The organism is Nitritalea halalkaliphila LW7 (assembly GCF_000265075.1).
In the GTDB taxonomy this organism is placed as follows: Bacteria; Bacteroidota; Bacteroidia; order Cytophagales; family Cyclobacteriaceae; genus Nitritalea; species Nitritalea halalkaliphila.
The window spans coordinates 1-4,837 of record NZ_AJYA01000096.1 but is presented as its reverse complement, the minus strand read 5'-3'; the positions used below and the strand labels follow the sequence as shown (position 1 = coordinate 4,837).

6 protein-coding genes are annotated in these 4,837 nt (G+C 33.1%); all 6 read right to left on the bottom strand.

The genetic code is table 11. The features are described from left to right. A partial coding sequence (gene tnpA / locus A3SI_RS21325) for an IS66 family insertion sequence element accessory protein TnpA (protein WP_009057708.1) occupies positions 1–238 on the bottom strand: 238 nt, incomplete at its 3' end. Positions 239–764: 526 nt separating this feature from the next. Then, positions 765–1,898 (bottom strand): 6-bladed beta-propeller, encoded by a 1,134-nt coding sequence (locus tag A3SI_RS16425; RefSeq protein ID WP_009057707.1) that lies wholly within the window; start codon positions 1,896–1,898, stop codon positions 765–767. 182 nt (positions 1,899–2,080) lie between these two features. After that, positions 2,081–2,281, bottom strand: coding sequence for a hypothetical protein (locus tag A3SI_RS19200; RefSeq protein ID WP_130275281.1), 201 nt, complete (start codon positions 2,279–2,281; stop codon positions 2,081–2,083). Positions 2,282–2,987: 706 nt separating this feature from the next. Continuing rightward, positions 2,988–3,434 carry a hypothetical protein gene (locus A3SI_RS17910; protein ID WP_156810370.1) on the bottom strand — a complete coding sequence of 149 codons (447 nt, stop codon included), beginning with the start codon at positions 3,432–3,434 and terminating at the stop codon, positions 2,988–2,990. Between the two features lie 697 nt (positions 3,435–4,131). Then, positions 4,132–4,299 carry a hypothetical protein gene (locus A3SI_RS19530; RefSeq protein ID WP_169315093.1) on the bottom strand — a complete coding sequence of 56 codons (168 nt, stop codon included), beginning with the start codon at positions 4,297–4,299 and terminating at the stop codon, positions 4,132–4,134. A 314-nt stretch (positions 4,300–4,613) separates the two neighbouring features. Continuing rightward, positions 4,614–4,837: transposase domain-containing protein (locus A3SI_RS16410; RefSeq protein WP_040671316.1), on the bottom strand; the 224-nt coding region annotated here is incomplete at its 5' end.

Sequence of the window (4,837 nt, the reverse complement as noted above, 5' to 3'; positions counted from 1 at the left end):
TCGGTAAGGTGACTTTCAAAAAAGGCTGCTGCTCTCCCTCTGGAGCCAAAGCTGCAAGGCGCTTAAAGCTTGTGAATGGCTCGGAAATCGGCTCACTTACCACTTCTAGCTTTTTGCACCAGTAGTAGAACGTAGCTCGATTAATCCCACGGTTTGCAGCAAACACAGACTTCTTTAAACCAGAGCTAAGCCATTCCCGGTAAAGCTCCTGGTAAAACGCTTTATCTCTTCTTTCCATTCCGCAAGACTACAAAATCCCTCGCCTACAGAAAATATGGGGTTCGTCGAACGGATACCATGATTTTTAAAATTTAAATGTGAATAATAATTAAAACATGAGTGAAACTAAGAAAATAAAGATTATAATCCAAAATCATTAGGCATTGATAGCCTTACACTTACTGTAAATTGCACTATTCCAATAGTCAATTTCAGAATAATCTTTTGAAAATTAGTTTACACCCCCCCCCGAAAAACCAAATAATTAGTAATTATACATTGGTTTTCCAAAATAATAAACCTTTTTTATAGTTTTTGAGAAAAATTAGAGTGTAATTTGTGAAAAAAATCTTAAAGCTCAAATTTCACAATGAACAAGGGAAGTTTAGAAAATCTAAACAAAGGAAGTAAAAAACCCCTTTCATTTTTGCTTATAACTACTACTCTCTATTCTTCTTTTTAAGCAGAAATCCGCGAATCTATTTACACCCTGAAAAGGTTTTAAATGATTTCCCATTTCGAATCAACTTATTAAATCCAGTCGTTCAACGAAATCTATCCACGCAAAGCACATACCCTTCCTCTTCCAAATGCGTCACGACGTGATCAGGCAGACCAATGCTCTTCGCCGCATCTACTCGGTCTGGATGGATATAACTCACAAGATCATTGCTGTCAATAAATGAAAATGTAAGAAACATACTCTTTAAGTTCCCAATGTCGTCTGACAGTGCTAGTGGTTTTTCTATAAATCCCTTGTTGGATTGGGTATCCAAGATAAGGATTCTATTGGATGTAAGGCCATACCCAACGGTAAGAATAAAATTGTTTGGTGTCTTTGCAGCAAACTTATTGAGGAAACGGAAATCCGAAAGCTTTGGCATAAACGTTTTCAAATCTCTCCTGACATTATCGGGTACATTAAATTGCTCAAAATCCATCTTAACTATTCGCTCAAAGTTTCCATCACGGGAAAAAATAAAGATATCATTTTCTATAGGTCTGTTAAATACGATGACATCAGATAGGGTAAATCCAAAGTCAAAAACAAAATTCTGATCCACATGATCATCAAATTTCATCCAGGTCTCTTGTACTTTCAGTTCAAGGTCAGTTTTAACAAATCTATACCCATCATAACCCAAACCATTCCAAGGAGATAAAGCAAAAAGAAATCCTCCTTCTTCCAAGTGTATGATTTTTTCTGCGTCAAAACCTAATCTAAAGTCTTTTTGGAACCTAAAATCCCCATCGTACACAAACAGTTTCTTCAAAGTAGCATCCAAAACATATAGCTTACCGGAAATATCCACATCAAAATCACTTATTCTATTATATTTCCCCGGACCCTCTCCGCTCAAATTAAATCGTTTGATGAATTTTCCTGAATCATCAAATATTAGGATGCTTTTGTAAGCCCAATCCAACACATAGTAATTACCATTCCTTTTGATCAATTTATCAAGATTGAAAATTTCACTTCCAGCTTGGTCATTTTCTAATAGAACAAACCTTCTCTCTTCAACCAATTCATCCGGCAGCAAACAGCTAAACTCCTGCATTTCAAAAGTTGAAACCTTAATTTGTTCCGAAGGAACTGAAAGGTGTTCCTGATTTATTGATTTCTGGGTGCAGTCAACTAAAATAAAAATTAAAATAACCAACAAAATTATACGCATAATGACTATAAATTTTATGATTTGAAAGAAATGGGATTTGCCATTTCAATGATATATATAGATTTTAAATATTTTGTTAAATTTTATCATAACCATAAAATAATCGACAAGTATTTAGAACTAATTAGTAGGGACCATTCAAACAGATCCCTACTAATACTTAGCAATCAGCATTTTAAATTTCATTCAACTTGTTGGCTATTGCACCCAGTAGTGTCAGAACAAGGATTTGTATTTGATGAAAGACATTGAAATGTACTGATATGCTTCGGTCCTGTACATTTTCCAAGTAACACAGCATCATTTGATTCTTTTGGCGAGAAAGCCATAATCCCTGCACCTAACAATCCTGCAGTTGCAAGGCTAAAAAGAAGTTTTTTCATAACATTTAGAATTTATAGATTAACATTTAATTAGGTATTGAATCAGGGATGGCCATAACTAAATTCCTTTAATTTTATTAAAAAAAAATTGAAATCACTAATTCATTAAACATTAATAATCAATAACTTACATTAGTCTAAACTATTCCGATAGTCAATTTCAGAATAATCTTTTAAAAGTTAGTCCCCCGAAAAACCAAATATTCAGTAATTGAATATGAATTTCCCGAAATAATAAACTTTTTTTATAATTTTTAAAAAAAATATGAGTGTAATTTGTAAAAAAGCGTAAAGCTCAAATTTCACAATGAACCAAGACTAAGGAAGAAAGTTTAGAAACTCTAAACAAAGGGCGTAAAAAACCCCTGTCATTTTTGCTTATAACTACTCACTATGTTCCTTTCTTTAAGCAGAAATCAGCGAATCTATTTTCACCCTGGAAGGTTTTTTATGATGCCCCATTTAGAATCAACTTATTAAATCCAGCCGTTCATCGCAACCTATCCACGCAAAGCACATAACCTTCCTTCTTCAAATGCGCTATAACATGATCAGGCAGACCAATGCTCTTCGCTGCATCTACTCGGTCTGGATAGATATAACTCACAAGATCATTGCTGACAATAAATGAAAATTATGGAAATAAATAAATCCTTACGCATGATAATTATGACTTTAAATGAATCCGAACGTTACCCTAAGGTTATTAATCAGTCCTCATGGCATCTAAATCCCCGGACCAATCAAGCATTTGCTTGAATTCTTGACCTAGCCCAAAAGCCAGACTTCCTGCCAATGCAAACCAATACCCTATTTCAAAAACATTTAGTGCCTTGAATGGGTAATGAAACCATTTTTCTAACAAACTTGAATCAAAAAGACTGAAAAGAGATAAAGGATAGAAAGAATTAAACTCTTCCAAAGTGAAGCTTGGCTCTGCAAATTCAAACCATAAGATCTTGGATAAAACAGGAAGCAAAAATACAAACTCTGCAATAACACAGGCCTTAAAAACATCAGAAAAGGGATACTTCAAATTAGATAGGTAAAACCCCAGATATACTAAACTGGCCGGAATTAAGATCTTAAAAAAAGTAATGAACGGAGCAATCAGGTAAGTCAACCAAAGCCATCTTCCTCGAAACTCAAGCATTTGCTCTAATCCTCGTATTGGAGTACTGCTCAGCCAGATGAAAATAAAAAACATTATCTGTTAATAGAAATTGATCGATGTAAAATGAGAGTAACAAACTTAGTGTGATAAGAATAAAAAACTCCTTCATAAAATATTTCTTTTATAACTCTCGTAAAAAAAGATTTACCGAATACAAAACTATTGATCAAGAAAAAAATACTTATTGCCTAGTATTATTCCTTTTAAATTCAATTATATTCTTGGAAACATAACCATCTGAGGGCATAATAATTCTTAGCTGCAACACATCTTTTTCCAACTTGGAAATCAGGTATTTTTGAACACTTATTTTGTCAAATCTCCCAATGTATAAGGTATCCCTATCTACCCACTACTTTCCTTTCAATTGAATAATTTTTGAGTCTTTAAAATCAAGTAAAAATAACTGTGTCCTTTTTAAAATCATAATAATATCCATCTATGATTTTACTAAACGTTTCAGCAAGTTTAATTTGTTGATCTACGTCATTCATTTGAAAACTCTGTGAAGTAAGTATATTTTCAAATGTTTGATTTCTTGTCATTTTCCAATAACCATGTAAATCATCCTCATGATTTACATTAACAAAAAGAAGTATAAATATGAAATAAATTTTATTCATAATAATTTAATTTAAGAAAGGTGCAAATTACACCTTTCCAATAAATAACAAGATTAATTTGGACTATGGCCTTGGCAATGTCTGTCGTAAGATTCAGCTAAAATCAAATACAAGTCATCGCTGCCCTGAAATCCACCACCACTAAGCAACAACCAAGCTGTGTCACAATAATCCGATCCACCGACCAGATTCTCCATTTTTTCCATGTCTAATATTTCCATGATTTTTAAAATTTAAATGTGAATAATAATTAAAACATGAGTGAAACTAAGAAAATAAAGATTATAATCCAAAATCATTAGGCATTGATAGCCTTACACTTACTGTAAATTATACTATTCCAATAGCCAATTCCAGAATAATCTTTTAAAAATTAGTTTACCCCCCTCCGAAAAACCAAATAATTAGTAATTATACATTGATTTTCCAAAATAATAAACTTTTTTTATAGTTTTTGAGAAAAATTAGAGTGTAATTTGTGAAAAAAGCTTAAAGCTCAAATTTCAGTATCCGTTCGACGAACTACGTATTGGACTTATAATTGGCCTCTGTACTTGGCCCAGTTAGAAGGCAGTAGCTTGAAGATTTCCTTATGCATGATTCCCTGTACGCGATCAAAAATATCACTTAGCCACTCTCTTTCATCGACACCATTTCGCTTACAGCTTGCCATAAAGGAGTACATGGCAGCATTTTCGACTAAATTATTATCGATTTCCATGTCGCCATGTACGTATAGAAGCTTAAACCTGCCCAGCG

Excerpts from the sequence above, each read along its gene's own strand:
- A3SI_RS19530 (WP_169315093.1), bottom strand. The coding sequence starts at position 4,299 with ATGGAAATATTAGACATGGAAAAAATGGAGAATCTGGTCGGTGGATCG.
- A3SI_RS16425 (WP_009057707.1), bottom strand. The coding sequence starts at position 1,898 with ATGCGTATAATTTTGTTGGTTATTTTAATTTTTATTTTAGTTGACTGC.
- A3SI_RS19200 (WP_130275281.1), bottom strand. The coding sequence starts at position 2,281 with ATGAAAAAACTTCTTTTTAGCCTTGCAACTGCAGGATTGTTAGGTGCA.
- A3SI_RS17910 (WP_156810370.1), bottom strand. The coding sequence starts at position 3,434 with ATGCTTGAGTTTCGAGGAAGATGGCTTTGGTTGACTTACCTGATTGCT.